The sequence below is a fragment of the Amycolatopsis halotolerans genome, from assembly GCF_042647905.1.
Classification (GTDB): Bacteria; Actinomycetota; Actinomycetes; order Mycobacteriales; family Pseudonocardiaceae; genus Amycolatopsis; species Amycolatopsis halotolerans.
Window position 1 is genome coordinate 136,659 of the sequence record NZ_JBHRWI010000061.1, and the last position, 16,517, is coordinate 153,175.

Below are 16,517 nucleotides of genomic sequence, written 5' to 3' on the forward strand. Positions count from 1 at the left end.
ATGACGTCGTCCCGTGAGGACCGCATCGCGGCGCTGCCCGCTCACCTGCGGGAAGCGCTGCGCCGCCGGATGGCCGGAACGGCCGGCCGCGCGCCGGAGATCCCGGCCGCCGCCGACCGTTCCGGCCCCGTGCCCCTGTCGTCCGCGCAACGCAGGCTGTGGTTTTTCAGCCGGCTCCGCCCGGACGATCCCGAGTACAACAGCGCGTTCGCCTTGCGCCTGACCGGCGAGCTGGATGTCGCCGCGCTGGCGACGGCGTTGCGGTTGCTGGTCGCCCGGCACGAACCGTTGCGCACGACCTTCCACGAGGTCGACGGCGAGCCCCGGCAGCTCGTTCAGCCGCCGTATGAGGTGGCGCTTCCGGTGGTGGATGCCGCGCCGGAAGACCTCGACGCCGTTCTGAAGGCGGAGTATTCGCGGCCGTTCGATCTCACGCACGGGCCGTTGCTGCGTGCGGTGCTCGTGCGCCTTGGTCTGGCTCAGCACGTGCTGCTGGTGTGCGTGCACCACATCGCCACCGACGGCGCGTCGATGGGAGTGCTGACCGAAGAACTCGGCCTCCTTTATCAGGACGGCGAGCGCGCGGACCTGCCCGCGCAGCCGTTGCAGTACGCGGATTTCGCGCTGTGGCAGCACAATCGCCCGACCCGCGCGGCCGGGCTGGAGCACTGGACCCGGCAGCTGACCGGGGTGACGCCGCTGGAGCTGCCGACCGATCGTCCGCGTCCGGCCGCCCGCAGCACGGCCGGTGCGGTGCGCGAGTTCGGCGTCCCCTCGGACGTGGCCAGCCGGCTCACGGAACTGGCGCGGACCTCGGAAACCACCTTGTTCACCGTGCTGTTCGCGGCCTGCCAGGCGCTCTTCGCGCGCTACACCGGCCAGGAGGACATCGCGCTCGGCACCGTTGTCTCCGGCCGGGACCGGCCGGAGCTGGAACGGGTCGTCGGATTCTTCGTCAACACCGTCGTCCTGCGCTGCGAAGTGGACCGGTCCGCGTCGTTCGCCGATCACCTGGCGGCGGCCCGGCAGACCGTCCTCGACGCGTTCGCGCACGACGACGTGCCGTTCGAGGAAGTGGTCGACGCCGTGCGCGCGGGCCGGGACCCCGGTCGCAACCCGTTGTTCGACGTCATGGTGCTGCTTCACAACGCGGGCGCCGGGCCGGTGTTCCCGGGCCTGGCCGCCGAACCGGCCGGGGTGACGCGGGATTCGGCCAACTTCGACCTCACCGTCGAGTTCGAGGAATCCGGCGGCCGCCTCGCCGGGCTCGTGGAATACAGCACCGAACTGTTCGAGGTCGGGACGATCGACCGGCTGATCGCGCACCTGCTGCGGCTGCTGGCCGGGGTCGGCGCCGACCCGGGCCGCCGGATCGCCGACGTGGCACTGACCACCGAGACCGAGGAAGCCCAGCTGCTCGGCTGGCGCGGCCCGGTCGTCGACGTCCCCGACGGCACCATCGTCGACCTCCTCGACCGCCAGGCGCGGACCCGGCCGACAGCGACCGCGCTGGTCTGCGGCGACGTCCGGCTGAGCTTCGCCGAACTCGCCGCCCGCACCGACGTGCTCGCTGCGGATCTGGCCGGCCGGGGCGCGGGGCCGGACCGGGTGGTGGCCGTGCTGCTCCCGCGCTCGGCCGACGCGATTATCGCGCTGTTCGCCGTGCTCAAGGCCGGGGCGGTGCACCAGTCGATCGATCCCGGCCTGCCTGCCGAGCGGATCGAGGTGCTGCTGGCCGACACGAAGCCGGTGGTGGTGCTGGACCGCATCGGCGGCTTCACCGACGGTCCGCGCCCGGCCGCGCCGCAGCCGTCGGATGCCGCCTACGTCATCCACACCTCCGGTTCGACCGGCACGCCCAAGGGCGTCGTGGTCGAGCACGCGGCCCTGGTGAACCTCCTGGTCAACCACCGCGCGGCGTTCGGCCGCGAGCGGTTGCGGGTGGCGCTGACGGCGTCGCTGTCGTTCGACACGTCGTGGGAAGGCCCGCTGCTGCTCGCGGACGGGCACGAGCTGCACCTGATCAGCGACGAGACCCGGCTCGACCCGGCCGCGCTGACCCGGTACCTCCACGACGAGCACATCGGCTTCCTCGACGTGACCCCGTCCTATCTGCGGCAATTGCTGCCCGCCGGACTGCTTGAGGGCGAGCGGCGGCCGCGGTTCCTGATGGTCGGCGGCGAGGCCATCGGCGAGAGCTTGTGGCACGAACTGGCCGGATCCGGGGTAGCCGCCGGAAACTATTACGGCCCGACAGAGTCCACTGTGGACGCGACGTGGGCTCTGGTGACCGGAGACCGGCCGTCGATCGGCCGTCCGCTGGGGAACGTCGGCGCATACGTCCTCGACGACCAGCTCCGGCTCGTCCCGGCCGGAGTCCCCGGCGAACTCTGCCTCACCGGAGCCCAGCTCGCGCGCGGTTACCTCGGCCGGCCCGGTCTGACCGCCGACCGGTTCGTGGCGAATCCCTTCGGTGCGCCCGGGACCCGTCTCTACCGGACCGGCGACCGCGCCCGCTGGACCGCCGACGGCAGGCTGGAACACCTCGGCCGGACCGACGACCAGATCAAGGTCCGCGGCTTCCGCATCGAGCCCGGCGAGGTCGAGACCGCCCTGCGCGCCCAGCCGGGTGTGATCGATGCGGCCGTCGACGCGCGTGATGGCCGACTCGTCGCGTATATCGTCGGCGACGCCGCTGACTTGCGGAGCGAACTGGCCACGGTTCTGCCCGCGCACCTGGTGCCGTCGGTGTTCGTCCAGCTCGACCAGCTTCCGCTGACCCGGCACGGCAAACTGGACCGCCGGGCGCTCCCGGAACCGGAGATTTCCGCGTCAGCGCAGTACGTCGCCCCGCGAGACGAGCGGGAACAACTGGTCATCGACGTCTGGGCCGAGGTGCTCGGCATCGAACGCGTCGGCGTCGAAGACGATTTCTTCGCCCTCGGCGGCGATTCGCTGCTCGGCATCCGGGTGGTCGCGCGGCTGCGTGCCGAACTCGGCGCCGACGTGCCCGCCCGGCTCGTTTTCACCGCGCCGACCCCGGCGCTGCTGGCCGCACAGCTGCCCGCCGCGTCCGCTCCGCAGGAAGCGATCCCGCTCCTCCCTCGCGGCGACGGACCGTTCGAAGCACCGCTTTCCTTTGCCCAGCAACGACTCTGGTTCCTCGACGAATTCGACCCCGGCAGCACCGAGTACGTCTCGCCGACCGCACTGCGGTTGCGCGGCGACCTGGACGTGCCTGCCCTGAACCAGGCGCTCACCGCGTTGGTGGCCCGGCACGAATCCCTGCGCACGACTTTCGCGACGGTCGACGGCCGCGGCGTGCAGATCGTCCACCCGCCGCATGCCGTCGATCTGCGGGCTGTGGACGGAGACCTGGACACCGCGCTGGCCGCCGCGACCGGACCGGTCGACCTGCACACCGGCCCGCTGCTGCGCGCCGCGCTCACCCGGCTCGGCGCCGACGACCACGTGCTCACGCTGGTGCTGCACCACATCGTCACCGACGGCTGGTCCTCCGGCGTCCTCCTGAGCGAACTCGCGACCCTCTACTCCGCGTTCACGCGCAGCGAGGAACCGGGATTGCCGCCGCTGCCCGTCCACTACGCCGATTACGCCGTCTGGCAACGAAACCGCACCGATTTCGACAGCCAGCTCAGCTACTGGCGGCACCGTCTCGCCGGTCTCGAGCCACTGGAGCTGCCCACCGACCGGCCCCGTCCGGCCGTCCGGACGAAGAACGGCGCACTGCACGAGTTCAGCGTCCCGGCCGGCACCACCGCGCGGCTCGCGGAGCTGTCCCGGCAGCAGGGCAGCACGCTCTTCATGACCCTGCTCGCCGCCTGTCAGCTGCTGTTCGCGAGGTGGTCCGGGCAGGACGACGTCGCGGTCGGCACCGTCGTGTCCGGCCGGGAACGCACCGAGCTGGAAGGCCTGATCGGGTTCTTCGCCAACACTCTCGTCCTTCGGTCCACTGTGGACCTGACCCGTGGCTTCGACGCCTTCCTCGGCGAAGTCCGCGACACCGTGCTCGACGCGTTCGCGCACCAGGACGTCCCGTTCGACCGCGTCGTGGACGACGTCCAGCCCGAACGCGACCCCAGCCGCACGCCGTTGTGCCAGGTCATGGTCGTGCTGCACAACACCCCGGACGCCCGCCCCGCGCTGCCCGGGCTCGCCGTCGAGGAGGTCGCGCCGCCGATCGTGACCGCCGGCTTCGACCTGGCGATCCACTTCCAGCAGGCCGCCGGGCGGCTCGACGCGGTCGTCAACTACAACACCGACCTGTTCGATGCCGCCACGATCGAACGGCTGAGCAACTGGCTGCGCATCCTGCTGGCCGGAATCGCGGCGACCCCGGCGCGGGCGCTCGGCCGGCTGCCGTGGATCACCGCCGACGAGCGCGACCGCGTCCTGCGGGGCTGGAACCCGACCGCCGTCGTGGCCCCGGAACCGACGCTGCACCGGCTGTTCGCCGCGCAAGCCGCCCGCACCCCGCACGCCGTCGCGGTGACCTGCGAAGGCGTCGAACTGACCTACCGCGAGCTGGACCGGCGGGCAAACCGGCTGGCGCACCGGCTGATCGCCGAGGGCGCCGGCCCGGAACGGCTGGTGGCCCTGCGGTTGCCGCGTTCGGCCGACCTGGTCGTCGGAATTCTCGCCGTGCTGAAGTCCGGCGCGGGATATCTGCCGGTCGACCCGGACTACCCGGCCGCGCGGATCGAGGCGATGCTGGCCGACGCGCAACCGGTGTGCGTCGTGGACACGGTCGCGGCCGACGGGCAGCCGGACACCGACCCCGGGGTGCGGGCCCGGCCGGAGAACACCGCGTACGTCATCTACACCTCCGGTTCCACCGGCGTGCCCAAGGGCGTCCTCGTCCCGCACGCGAACGTGACCCGGCTGTTCTCCTCGACCGAGCACTGGTTCGGCTTCGGCGACCAGGACGTCTGGACGCTCTTCCACTCCTACGCGTTCGACTTCTCGGTCTGGGAACTGTGGGGCGCGCTGCTGCACGGCGGCCGTCTCGTGGTGGTTCCGTCCGACACGGTTCGCTCGCCGGAGGAGTTCCTGGCGTTGCTGGCCGAACAGCGGGTGACCGTGCTCAACCAGACGCCGTCGGCGTTCTACCGGCTCGGCGCGCTGCCTTCGGCACCGTTGAGGCTGCGGTACGTGATCTTCGGCGGCGAGGCTCTGGATCCGGTGCGGCTGGAGGAATGGCGGCGGCGGCATCCGGACGGACCGCGGCTGATCAACATGTACGGCATCACCGAGACCACCGTGCACGTGACGTATCGCGTGCTCGACGACCGCGCGACGGTGGGCGTGCCGATCCCGGACCTGCGCGCCTACGTCCTGGACGCCTGCCTCGAACCGGTGCCGCCCGGGGTCACCGGCGAGCTGTACGTCGCGGGCGCGGGCCTCGCGCGCGGCTACCTGAACCGGCCCGGACTGACCGCGTCCCGGTTCGTCGCGGACCCGTTCGGCGCGCCCGGCACCCGGATGTACCGCACGGGCGACCTGCTGTGCTGGACCGCGGACGGCGAACTCGCCTACCGCGGCCGGGCCGATCACCAGGTCAAGATCCGCGGTTTCCGCATCGAGCTGGGCGAGGTCGAGGCGGCGCTTTCCGCGCATCCGGACGTGACCGGCGCGGTGGCCGTCGCGCACGGCACCGGGGATGCCCGGCGGTTGGTGGCATACCTGACCGGCACGGTGCCGGGGACCACAGTGCTGCGTGAGTTCCTCTCCCGCTCGCTGCCCGCGCACATGATCCCGGCGGTGTTCGTCGCGCTGGACGAACTGCCGCTCAACGCGAACGGGAAGCTCGACCACCGAGCACTGCCCGCACCCGGCGCGCGCGTCGAAAACCGTTATGTGGCACCGCGTACCGAGATCGAGACCGTGCTCGCCGAGGTCTGGTCGACGGTGCTCGGCGTCGACCAGGTCGGCGTCGAGGACAACTTCTTCGGCCTCGGCGGCGACTCGATCCTCAGCATCCAGGTCGTCTCCCGTGCTCGCCAGGCCGGGCTGACGGTGACGTCGAAGGACCTTTTCCAGCATCAGACCATCGCGGAACTGGGCCGGGTCGTCACGACCGGCGGCCCGGTCGCGCCAGTGCCGGAGCAGACCGGACCCGCGCCGCTCGGGCCGATCCAGTCGTGGCTGTTCGAGCATCTGGCGCAGCCGTGGCGGCTGACCATGTCTGTCCACCTTGTACTGTCCGCAGTGGATGTTTCGCGACTGACCGCCGCGATCGCTGAAGTCACCGCACGGCATGCCGCACTGCGGATGCGATTCTCCACAGTGGACGGCAGCTGGCGGCAGGAACCGATCGCCGCGGAACCGGCGGACATCCTGCGGCACGCCGATCTGTCCGAAGTGGACGACGTGGTCGCGGCAATGCACAAAGAGGCAGTGCGCGCACAGACCTCTTTGGACGTCGTCAACGGCCCGGTGTGGCGCGCGGTCCTGTTCACCTTCCGGGACCGTTCGCCGCAACTGTTCCTCACCGCGCACCACCTCGTCATGGACGGCGTCTCCTGGCGCGTCCTGCTGGGCGACCTGGAACGGGCCTATCTGGGCGAACCGCTGGAACCGACGGGCAGCTCCTTCACGCACTGGGCCCGGACGCTCGCCGACCACGTCCGCAGCGGCGGGCTCGACGGCGAGGCCGAGTACTGGGGGAGCGTGCTGCGCGGCGTCGAGACCGGACTTCCGGTCGACCGTTCCGGGCGCAACACCGCGGATTCGGCGCGTTCGGTGTCGGTTTCCCTTGGCCGCGCTGAGACTTCCGCGCTCCTGCAGGACGTGCCCGGCGCGTACCGGACCGAGGTCAACGACGTCCTGCTGAGCGCCCTCGCCCGCGTACTGGCGCGCTGGACCGGCCGCTCCCGGGTCGTGCTCGAGATGGAAGGCCACGGCCGCGAGGACGTCGCCGCACCGCTCGACCTGTCCCGGACGATCGGCTGGTTCACCGCGCAGTACCCGGTCGCGCTGACCGTGCCCGGCGACGGCTGGGACGCGATCCTCAAGTCGGTCAAGGAACAACTGCGCGCCATCCCGAACAAGGGCGTCGGCTACGAAGCGCTGCGCTATCTCACCGAGTCGCCGCTGCGGGACGACCCGACGCCGCGGATCTCGTTCAACTACCACGGCCGCTGGGACGTCGGGACCGCCGAGGACGGGCTCTACCAGGGTCGCGGGGAAAGCCTCGGCCACGACTCCGCGCCGGACAGCATCCGCCCGTACCTGCTGGACGTCGTCGGCGTGGTCGAATCCGGCGAGCTGCACCTGACCTGGGAGTACTCGGAAGAGGTGCACGAGGAGGCGACCGTCCGCGGCCTGGCCGAGGCGACCGTCGGGGCGCTGCGGGAAATCATCGCGCACTGCGCCTCGGCCAGCGGCCGCACGCCGTCGGACTTCCCGCTCGCCCGGCTCGACCAGGCGACGGTGGACCGACTCGCCGGGGACGGCCGCGAGGTCGAGGACATCTACCCGCTGACCGCGCTGCAGGCGGGCATGGTGTTCCACAGCCTGGTCGACAGCGGGTCGAGCGCGTACTTCGACCAGTTCCGGCTGCGGCTGGCCGGGGTCCGGGACCCGCGCGCCCTGGCCGAGGCCTGGCAGCGGATGGCGGACCGCACGCCGATCCTGCGCAGCAGCACGGTGTGGGACGGCGTCGACGAGCCGGTGCAGCGCGTCCATCGCGGGGTCCGGGTGCCGGTCGGGCAGCACGACTGGCGTGGCCTCGCTCCGGAAGCGCAGCAGGCTGAGCTGGCGAAACTGCTCGAAGCCGACCTGGCCGCGGGCATGGATCTGACGGCCCCGCCGTTGATGCGCCTGGAGATCGCCCGGCTGACCGACGACGAGGTGCAGCTGCTCTGGACCTCGCACCACGTCCTGCTCGACGGCTGGAGCGCTGCCCAGGTCTTCGGCGAGGTGTGCGAGCAGTACACGGCGATTGTCGAAGGCACGCCCGCGAAACTGACGCCGCGCCGGCCGTTCCGCGACTACCTCGCGTGGCTGGCCGCGCAGGACCGGGCCGCGGCGGAGGAGCATTGGCGCGAGGTGCTCGACGGCTTCGCCGCGCCGACTCCGCTGCCATACGACCGCCGTCCCCGCGAGGCACACCGCGCGGAATCCGGGGCGACGCTCCTGGTGGAGCTGTCTGCGGAGGAGTCGGCGGAGCTGCGCGAGATGGCGAAGACCGCCGCGCTGACGGTCAACTCGGTCGTGCAGGGTGCGTGGGCGCTGCTGCTCGCGCGCTACAGCGGCGAGCCGGACGTCTTGTTCGGCACCACGGTTTCCGGCCGCCCGCCGGAATTGCCCGGCGTCGAAGCGATGATCGGGATGTTCATCAACACCGTGCCGACGCGAGTCGAAGTCCGGAATGGACAGTCGGCCGCCGAATGGCTGCGCGCGATCCAGGCCGAGCAGGCGGACGCGCGCCGGTACGACTTCCTGGCGCTTTCGCAGCTGCAGACGTTCACCGGGGTTCCGGCGGGCGCGTCGCTGTTCGACAGCGTGGTGGTCTTCGAGAACTACCCGATCGAAGACAGCGGGCAGGACGGCGTCCGGGTGCTGGACGTCGAATCGCTGGACACCACGAGCTACCCGCTGAACCTCACCGCCTACCTCCACGACCGGCTCGGGCTCGAACTGTCCTACGACCCGAAGCTGTTCGACGAAGCCACCGCCCAGCGGCTCGCCGCACACCTCGCCCAGTTGGTGCGGGCGATCGCCGCCGACCCGGAGCGTCGCGTCGGCTCGCTCTCGCCGCTCACCGCCGACGAGCGAAGCCAGGTGCTGGCCCTGGGACACGGTGATCCGGCCGAACTCCCGGCGGAGACGGTGCTGGACGTGTTCGACGCGACCGTCGCGCGAATGCCGCACGAGACCGCGCTGGTCTTCCACGACACAGTCCTGGACTTCGCGGAGGTCGACGCCCGAGCCACGCGGCTGGCGGAGGAATTGATCGAGCGGGGTGCCGGGCCGGAGCGGGTGGTGGCCGTCATGCTGCCGCGCTCGGCCGAGGCAGTCATCGCGTTCCTGGCGATTTTCAAGGCAGGCGCGGTGTATTTGCCGATCGACGCGGATCTGCCGGAGGAACGCGTCCGCTTCCTGCTGGACGACGCGCGTCCGGTGGTCGTGCTGGGCAGGCCGGACGAGAGCTACGCGCCGCCAGCGCCGTGCTCGAAGCGGCCGGACGCGGACACCGCCGCGTACGTCATCTACACCTCGGGTTCGACGGGCACGCCGAAGGGCGTCGTCGTGGAACACCGCGCGCTGGTGAACCTGCTGGTCGCGCACCGGGCGATCTTCCTCGAGCGAGGGCGGGAGCGGGCCGCGCTCACCGCGTCGCTGGCCTTCGACGCGTCTTGGGAACCGTTGCTGGCCATGGTCGACGGCCACGAGCTGCACGTGCTGGACGACGACACCCGGCTCGACCCGCTCGCCCTGGTCCGCGCCGTCCGCGCGCACGGGCTCAACCTGCTCGACCTCACCCCGGCCTACCTTCAGCAGCTGCTGGACGCCGGGCTGGCGACCGGCGAAGTCCGCCCCCGCACGGTGATCACCGGCGGCGAGGCGGCCACCGAAACGCTGTGGAAGCAGCTGGCCGCCGCGGACGTCACCGGGCACAACTACTACGGTCCCACGGAAGCGACCGTCGACTCGATCCACGCGCCGGTGGTCGGGGAGCAGCCGCTGATCGGCCGTCCGCTGACGAACTTCCGCGCGTACGTCCTCGGCGACACCGGCGAACCCGTGCCGCCCGGTCTGCCCGGCGAACTGTTCCTCGCCGGACCGCAGCTCGCGCGCGGCTACCTCGGCCGGCCGGGCCTGACCGCGGACCGGTTCGTCGCGGATCCCTTCGGCCCGCCGGGGGAGCGGATGTACCGCACCGGCGACCAGGTCCGCTGGACCGCCGAGGGCTCGCTCGACTACCTCGGCCGCGTCGACGACCAGGTCAAGATCCGCGGGTTCCGGGTCGAGCCAGGGGAGATCGAGACCGTCTTGCGGCGGCATCCGGCGATCGCCGACGTCACCGTCATCGCTCGTGAAGGCCGCCTTGTCGCGTACATCGTCGGCGCATCGCAGGGCCTGCGCGAGTGGACCCGCGAACGGCTGCCGGAGCACCTGGTGCCGTCGGCGTTCGTATCGCTGGACGCGCTCCCGCTCAACCGGAACGGCAAGCTCGACCGCCGTGCGCTGCCCGCTCCCGGGCGCGCCGGAACCGCCGAGTACGTCGCGCCGCGGACCGCCGCCGAACAGCGGCTGGCCGCGATCTGGGCCGACGTCCTCGGAATCGACCGTGTGGGCGCCGACGACAGCTTCTTCGAGCTCGGCGGCGATTCGATCCTCAGCATGCGGATCACCTCGCGAGTGCGCGCGGAATTCGGCGTCGAGGTGTCGCCGCGGATGCTGTTCTCCGCGCCGACGCTGAGCCAGTTCGCCGCCGAACTCCCCGCGCGGCAGGCGGACGCGGAATCGATCCCGGTCGTCGCCCGGGGCGGCGCGCTGCCGTTGTCGTTCGCGCAGCAGCGCTTGTGGTTCCTGGACGAATTCGAGCCCGGCGGCCGGGAATACATTTCTCCCACCGCGTTGCGCTTGCGCGGCGAACTCGATATCGATGCCTTGCGACAGGCCTTGACCACGGTCGTCGCCCGGCACGAATCGCTCCGCACCACCTTCGACGCGATCGAGGGCCACGCTGTTCAGATCGTCCACGAGCCCGTGCCGGTCGAGCTCCCGGTGGAGGATTTCGACGAGGCAGTGCTGGTCCGCGAGGCACTCCGGCCGTTCGACCTGCGCACCGGACCGCTGCTGCGCGCCCGGTTGTTCCGGGAGGAGTCCGGCGACCACGTCCTGCTGCTGGTACTGCACCACATCGTCACCGACGGCTGGTCGGCCGGAGTACTGGCCGCCGAACTGGACACCTGCTACTCCGCCTATGTCCGAGGCGAGGAGCCGCGGCTGCCCGCGCTTCCGGTGCAGTACGCGGATTTCGCCGCCTGGCAACGGGATTTCCTCGACAGCCCCGACCTCGACGAGCAGCTCGACCACTGGCGGGACCGGCTCGCCGGCCTCGCGCCGCTCGAACTGCCCACCGACCGGCCGCGACCCGCGGTGCGCGCGAGCGAAGGTGACTGGTTCGGCTTCGACATCCCCGCCGAGGTCGCCGCGAACCTCCGCGAACTCGCGGGCGCGCAGCACGGCACTCTGTTCATGACGCTGGTCGCGGCCTTCCAGGTCGTGCTGGCGCGGTGGTGCGGGCAGGAGGACGTGGCGGTCGGCACGGTGGCCGCCGGGCGCGAGCGGGCCGAGCTGGAACGCTTGATCGGCTTCTTCGTCAACACCCTCGTCCTGCGGTCCACAGTGGACTCACGAGGATCGTTCCGGCAGTTCCTCGGCGAAGTGCGCGACACGGTGCTCGACGCTTTCGCCCACCAGGACGTGCCGTTTGAACGGGTGGTGGACGCCGCCCAGCCAGTCCGCGATCCGAGCCGGACGCCGCTGTTCCAGGCGATGGTGGTGCTGCAGAACACCGGCGACCGTCCGGGCGGCGGCGCGCTGGTCGCCGAGGAGGTGGCCCTGCCCGCGACGAGCGCGACGTTCGACCTGCTCGTGCAGTTCGAGGAGGACGGCGGCGAGATGCACGCCGCGATCAACTACGCCACCGGCCTGTTCGACGCCGCGACGATCGAACGGCTCGCCGATCGGCTGCTGACCGCGCTGACCGTTCTCGCCGCTCAGCCGGACCAGCCGATGGCTTCCCTGCCGCTGCTCCCGCAGTCCGAAGCGGACCAGTTGCGAGCTTGGAACGAAACCGCGGCGACGGACCAGACGGCGTCCCTGGCGCAGCTGATCGAAGAACAGGCCGCGCGGACGCCGGACGCTCCCGCGCTGGTGTCCGCCTCCGGAGAGATCACCTTCGCCGAGCTGAACGCGCGGGCGAACCAGCTGGCCCGGCTGCTGGCCGAGCGGGGTTCCGGCCCGGAACGGATCGTCGCGGTCCGGCTGCCGCGCTCGACCGCGCTCGTCGTCACCGAGCTGGCGATTTCGAAGACCGGCGCCGCGTTCCTCCCCGTCGACCCGGGCTATCCCGCCGAGCGCATCGAGTTCATGCTGCGCGACGCCGATCCGGTACTGGTCGTGGACGAAGAACTCGACGCCGCGGAGTACGCGGACACGAACCTCGGTGTCCCGGTGGACCCGGAGCAACCGGCGTACGTGATCTACACGTCCGGTTCGACCGGGCGGCCCAAGGGCGTCGTGGTCCCGAACGCCGGTCTGGCCACTCTCGCCGCCGCCACGATCGGCCACTTCCAGGTCCGCCCCGGCGACCGGGTGCTGGCGTTCAGCTCGCCCAGCTTCGACGCCTCGGTCGTGGAGATCTGCCTGACGCTGCCCGCCGGCGCCGCGCTCGTCGTTCCGCCCGAGGGGCCGCTGCTCGGCGCGCACCTGGCCGAGGTGCTGACCGAACACCGGGTCACGCACGCGGTGTTCCCGCCGGTCGCGCTGGCGACCGTGCCCGACGTGCCGCTGCCGGACCTGCGCACGGTGGTCGTGGCCGGCGACGTCTGCCCGGCCGAACTGGTCGCCCGCTGGGCGCCGGGGCGGCGGATGATCAACGCGTACGGGCCTACCGAGTGCACAGTCGCGACCTCGTGGAGCGAACCGCTGTCGCCGGGCGGCCCGCCGCCGATCGGCAAACCGATCCGGAACACCGAGACGTACGTGCTGGACGCCGGACTGCGGCAGGCACCGATCGGCTCGACGGGCGAGCTGTACGTCCGCAGCGCCGGGCTGGCCCGCGGCTACCTGTCCCGGCCCGGCCTGACCGCCGACCGGTTCGTGGCGAACCCCTTCGGCCCGCCGGGATCGCGGATGTACCGCACCGGCGACGTCGTCCGGCAGACGGCGGCGGGGGACCTGGAGTTCGCCGGACGCGTGGACCACCAGGTCAAGATCCGCGGCTTCCGCGTCGAACTGGGCGAGATCGAGGCGGCGCTGCGACGGCACCCGGACGTGCGCGAGGCCGTCGTGGTGGCCCGGGAAGCCGGCGGGCACAAGCGGTTGGTCGCCTATGTGGTCGGGGAAACCGCTCAGCTGCGCGCTTTCCTGGGCGAGGCGCTGCCGGACTACCTGGTCCCGTCGGTGTTCGTGCCGCTGGACGCGATCCCGGTGAGCCCGAACGGGAAGATCGACCGCGCCGCGCTTCCGGAGCCGGACTTGTCGGAGCTGCAGACCGCCGAGTACGTCGCTCCCGGGACTGAACTGGAGGAACTGCTGGCGAACGTGTGGGCCGAGGTGCTCGGGATCCCGCGGGTCGGCATCGCGGACAACTTCTTCGAGCTCGGCGGGGATTCGCTGCTCAGCATCCAGGTCGTGCACCGCGCTCGCCAGGCCGGGTTGGCGATGCGCTCGAAGGACCTGTTCACGCACCAGACGGTCGCTGAGCTGGCGAGCGTGGTCCAGCCCGCCGATGCGGCCGAGGAGGATCGCGAAGCTGTGGTCGGGGCGGTTCCGCTGACGCCGATCCAGCGGTGGTTCCTGGATGCCTCGCCGGTGAATGCGGCGCATTTCAACCAGTCGGTGCTGATCGAGCTGAACGGCCCGGTGGACGAGGAGGTCCTGCGGCAGGCGATCGACGCGCTGGTGGCGCAGCATGATGCGCTGCGCCTGCGGTTCGAGCAGACCGCCGAGGGGTGGATTCAGCACAACGACCCCGTGGATTCCGGTTCCGTGCTGCGCCTGGTGTCCGCTGTGGACCTGGAACGTGCGGCCGACGACGCTCAGGCGAGCTTCGACCTGGCCCGGCCGCCGCACCTGCGGGCTCTCCTGTCGGACGCTGCGGAGAATCCGCTGCTTTTCCTGGTCGCGCACCACCTGGTGGTCGACGCCGTTTCGTGGGGCATCCTGCTGGAGGACCTGGAGCGGGCCTACCGGCAGATCGAAGCCGGGGAGAAGCCTGATCTGGGCCCGAAGACGACGTCGTTCCGGGACTGGGCGCGGCGGTTGCGGGAGTTCGCCGAATCCGGGGCGCTGGACGGCGAACGCGCGCATTGGGCCCGGGACTTGCCGGGTTGCGAGATCCCGGTGGATCGGGCGGGCGCTGCTCCTGAGCCGCAGGACTCGGTGACCATTCGCGTCGACGCGCCGGATACCGATGCCCTGCTGCACCTCGCTCCCGGTGCCTATCGGACGCGGATCAACGACGTGCTGCTGACTGCGCTGGCCTGGACTTTGACGCGCTGGACAGGCGAGTCCGCGGTGGCTGTCGATCTTGAGGGCCATGGGCGGGAGGAGATCCTGGACGACGTCGACCTGACCCGGACCGTCGGGTGGTTCACGACGCTGTTCCCGGTCGCCTTGGCAGTCGATCCGGGTGCGAGCTGGCGGAGCCTGGTCAAGTCAGTCCGGCGGCAGTTGCGGGCGGTGCCGGGGAACGGGTTCGGGCACGGGGTCTTGCGGTCCTTCCGCTTCCCCGACCTCGGCCGGTCCGCTCCGCGGGTCGCGTTCAACTACCTGGGACAGGGGGAGAACACCGGGACCGGGGACGGGTTGTTCCTGCGTTCGCTTCCGCCGCTGGGGCGGGACCAGGATCCGGCCAACCGGTCGCTGCACGCGCTCGAGGTGGTGGGCGGAGTGCGGGAGGGGCAGTTGGAGTTCTCGTGGTTCTACCTGCCGGACCAGCACGAACGGGAGACGGTCGCCGGGGTGGCCCGCGGTTTCGCGGACGCGCTGCGGGCTATTGCCGCGGATTGCCGGGGTGGCGAGGCATGAGCGGGATCGTCGGCAATCGCGACTATCGGCTGCTCTGGACCGGCCAGGTCGTCTCCGAGGCCGGGTTCAGCACCACCACCATCGCGTTTCCGTTGCTGGTGCTGGCGCTCACCGGGTCGGCGGCGCAGTCCGGGCTGGTGCTCGGGGCCGTGGCGATCAGTCAGCTCGTTGCCGGGTTGCCTGCCGGGGCGTTGGTGGATCGGTGGCATCGCAAGCGGATCATGCTTTGCTGCGAGGCCGCGCAGGCGGTCGCGGCGGGCGGGTTGGTGCTCGCGTTGTATTGGGGCGTCGCGGATGTGTGGATGCTCGTTGTGGTGGCCGTCGTGATGGGGCTCAGCCGGGCGTTGTTCGAGCCGGCTGAGGAGGCCAGTTTGCCTCGGCTGGTGGCGGAGGAGCAGGTGCCGTCCGCGGTGGCGATGAACGCTGCCCGGACCAGCGCGGGGCAGTTGTCCGGGACTGCGCTGGGCGGGTTTCTCTTCGCGGTGGGGCGGGTTGTTCCGTTTCTCTTTGATCTGGTCGCGCATGTGATCGCGTTCGTGTCGTTGTTGTTCGTGCGGTTGCCTCGGCAGGCGGAGCGACCCGCGGATGGCCCGCCTCAGCATCTTGGGCGGGAGATTGTCGAGGGGCTTCGGTGGGTGTGGTCCCGGCCCGCGTTGCGGGCGACCGTGTTGTGCGTCGTCAGTTTGAATCTGTTCTTTTCCGCTTATTACCTCGTGATCATTGTGCTGGCTAATGAGCGGGGGGTTCCGGCGGGAGAGATTGGCGTGATGGCGGCGATGTTGGGGGCCGGGGGGATTCTCGGTTCGTTGGCCGCGCCGTATCTGCATCGGTGGCTTAGCGCGTACGGGCTGGTTATCGGGGTGTTCTGGGCGTTGACCTTGTTGACGCCGCTTGCCGTGTTCGTCCACAATGGATATGTGATGGGTGCGTTGTTCGCGGCTATTGCGTTTTTGCCTCCTGCTGCCAATACTGCTATTGCCACCTATCAGTTGTTGTCCACTCCGGACGGGTTGCGGGGGCGGCTCGGCGGGGTGCTGGGGGTGACCGGCGGGTTGGCTGCCGCGGCCGGGCCCGCGTTGGGCGGGTGGTTGGTCGAGGCGTTGCCCGCTGCGTCCGCGGTGCTGGCTTGTACTGGGTCGATCGCTGTGGTCACTCTTGTGACCACGTTTAGCGGGACTTTGCGCGGGTTGCCTGCCGCGCCTCGGGTTCGGGAGCTGGAAGAGACTTCTGGTCAGTGACGGAGAAAGGGAAGTTCTGATGGATGACGGTGCGGTGTTTCAGGTTTTGGTCAATGAGGAGGAGCAGTATTCGCTGTGGCCCGCGGACAAGGAGGTTCCGGCCGGGTGGCGGGCCGACGGGGTCCGGGGGAGCCGGGAGGAGTGCATGAAGCATGTGGACGAGGTCTGGACGGATATGCGGCCTCGTTCTCTTCGGGAGCGGATGGCGGCTGAGTAGTTCTGCTCGTCGCCTGGCGGCGACATTGCTTTTGAGTGGTTGCGTGGGGCACCCCGAAGCTTGATTGTGACTACGGCGCGGGGGTGCTTGTCAAGGCGGGAAAGATGCCTTGACAAGCACCCCCGCGCCGTGTTTTTGGCTTCGTATCGGGGTGCGGGGGGTGTGGCTGCCTTAATTGGGTGCATCGGCTGCGGTTGGGTGGGTGGTGGGGTTAGCGCCCCAATGAGGTTTTCTCAGTAGCGTCCGTGGTGTTCGTGGTGGGTGAGGACGAG

Annotated in this window: 3 protein-coding genes; all 3 read left to right on the forward strand. The window is 70.7% G+C overall.

Annotated elements, in window-relative coordinates; translation table 11 throughout:
- From ACFORO_RS39400 to ACFORO_RS39410, 3 genes are read left to right on the forward strand one after another with little or no spacing between them, the layout of a single operon-like run.
- Positions 1 to 14,790 (forward strand): non-ribosomal peptide synthetase, encoded by a 14,790-nt coding sequence (locus tag ACFORO_RS39400; protein ID WP_377896747.1) that lies wholly within the window; start codon positions 1 to 3, stop codon positions 14,788 to 14,790.
- Positions 14,787 to 16,028, forward strand: coding sequence for an MFS transporter (locus ACFORO_RS39405; RefSeq protein ID WP_354746593.1), 1,242 nt, complete (start codon positions 14,787 to 14,789; stop codon positions 16,026 to 16,028). Before ACFORO_RS39400 ends, ACFORO_RS39405 begins: the two co-directional genes overlap by 4 nt.
- 19 nt (positions 16,029 to 16,047) lie before the next feature.
- Positions 16,048 to 16,245: an MbtH family protein gene (locus tag ACFORO_RS39410; protein WP_377871477.1), complete on the forward strand. Its 198-nt coding sequence runs from the start codon at positions 16,048 to 16,050 to the stop codon at positions 16,243 to 16,245.
- The last annotated feature ends 272 nt before the right edge of the window (positions 16,246 to 16,517 follow it).

Excerpts from the sequence above, each read along its gene's own strand:
- ACFORO_RS39405 (WP_354746593.1), top strand. The coding sequence starts at position 14,787 with ATGAGCGGGATCGTCGGCAATCGCGACTATCGGCTGCTCTGGACCGGC.
- ACFORO_RS39400 (WP_377896747.1), top strand. The coding sequence starts at position 1 with ATGACGTCGTCCCGTGAGGACCGCATCGCGGCGCTGCCCGCTCACCTG.
- ACFORO_RS39410 (WP_377871477.1), top strand. The coding sequence starts at position 16,048 with ATGGATGACGGTGCGGTGTTTCAGGTTTTGGTCAATGAGGAGGAGCAG.